Source organism: Clostridium sp. AF50-3 (assembly GCF_003477445.1).
GTDB classification, from domain to species: domain Bacteria; phylum Bacillota; class Clostridia; order Lachnospirales; family Lachnospiraceae; genus Otoolea; species Otoolea fessa.
Map to the genome: position 1 here is coordinate 1 of NZ_QUDH01000042.1, position 2,039 is coordinate 2,039.

1 protein-coding gene and 1 pseudogene are annotated in these 2,039 nt (G+C 32.1%); both read right to left on the bottom strand.

Features of this window, described 5'->3' with window-relative positions; translation table 11 throughout:
- A partial coding sequence (locus DW085_RS18655; protein WP_243034105.1) for a hypothetical protein occupies positions 1 to 414 on the bottom strand: 414 nt, incomplete at its 3' end.
- 439 nt (positions 415 to 853) lie between these two features.
- Positions 854 to 1,315: pseudogene (locus DW085_RS18660) on the bottom strand (DUF6070 family protein); the annotation flags it as partial.
- Positions 1,316 to 2,039 lie beyond the last annotated feature (724 nt).

The following is a 2,039-nucleotide window of genomic DNA, read 5'->3' on the forward strand; positions in this document are numbered from 1 at the left end:
CAAAAAGACTCTATCTATTTCTTTAAGTTCACAGATCTTTTTATCTTCTTTAAGTTCACAGATCTTTTTATCTTCTAATTTTATTCCCTGAATATCAATTTCCACTTTGTTATATCTTGATTTATTCCATACAAATTCATGGACATTATTTTCAAATTTTTTTCCCTTAGATTGAAACCAAATAATCCAAATCAATGCAATAATAGAAATCCCCATTCCCACATAAAACATCGGATAACTCTTTACAAAATAGCAGCCGATTGATAACAAAAATAATACTGGTGTCATTATATAAATAATTTTCCTTCTATTATATTTTGTCTTAAGTAATTGATATGGCATAGCATATTCTAACGAAAGCATATACTCTAATGCTTTTCTATCTTCATCGGTCATAATAGACTTTATAATCATTTTTACTCCATCCTTCCCTTAAATACGTTAAGAGATTCCTATTCAAAAAGGAATCCCCCAATCGTTAATTATCCTCTCCGTATCCTCTTCTAACTTCTTCCTTCTTGAAACCAACCAAACAATAACTGCCGCTGTAAAACCTACTGTACAAATAACTACTCCAAAAAAATGACTTCTAATGCTTCCATATTGGCATAAATGCCATAATTGGCACAATAGAAATATGTAAAATATGAAGCTACTGATTTTACTGATTTTGGAAATATATTTCATAATTCATCTTGCTCCTTTTTAGTGTCCACGTATATTCGATTCTTCCAATAGAGAATTTCCATTTCCCCATGAAAATACAATATAATAACCTCTGTCCTTTATTTCTTCATGTGTCCTCCATTCTCTTACATATGTAAGATTAGCACAAAATACTTCTATTATCAAATCATTCTTTAATCCGGTATTGATAATCGGGTATCTGCATAATTCCGTCATTTAGGATTTTATTCCCCAAATACTGAAAACTGCCATCCTCTGCAAACCTTACCGTAAGTTCATGGGTTATGACTGCATCATCGCAAATAACCATATCACAAACCGCCTCCACCGTTAACGTGACTGTCTCATCATCATTTTCTTTGATATCCGTGACCTCTGGCAAAGAAGTTCCAAAGAAAGTAGGTGCATAATTTCCACATCCTAATCGAGCCCAATCATATGTGTGGTTTTCCTCGTCAAATACTGCGTACTCTCGTATCTGCTCCGCTGTTATCGGAAGATATTCCATAATCAGACTTTCGAATTCTTCTTTTGGAATACCATTTGGATAATCTTCGGAATTGAACTTTTCTCCATATTTCATTCCATACAGATATTCAAACATTCCGTTATAATCCAATTCACTCATATAAAATATCCTGTTATATATACATATAAGAAATATCTATTACCCATTTTCTGTGTCAGCAACTTTCTATCCATATTTCTTCATAAATTGCATGATTGTTTTCGAAAATCATAATATCCACAGCAAGATACCTAAAAGAAATGATACATCATTGATAATGTATCGCATACTCTGTGTCTGTATATAACCTCATATTGCACCTGTACTCTCACATCCGTTCTTCTAATCGCAGAAAATTCCGTAAAAGTTCATTTTTCATCTTCAGGCACTCAATTTCTTACTGATATTCTCTGATACTAGCTGGTTCTGTCTGTTTTTTAGGACGTCCTCTGTATTTTAGCAGAAGCCCAGCAATAAGACGAGTCTATTCCCGATTATAGTAATTGATTCAGTTTTCAATTTGTCGAATCTCTAATTAAAAGTATTTTACAAGCTTACGGATTGGTTTTTCCTACTTTACACATAGCAATCAGCTTTGGTTCAATTATTTGATATGCGTGTATTTACTTTTTGCTATAACAAAACCTGCTCATATAATCAAGTGTTTTTTGTTGAAACCACAGGCTCCTTATGTGATTCTATTATTTTAAATAAGGGGGCTTTTTGTCATTGTCCGTTTTTTATTGGTTCAGTTCACTTTTTTATGCTCAGATACAATAGGAAAAATTATTTTAAATTTTGCTTGACTTTTTAAATATTACTATTGTAATATTTAAAGCGTGCT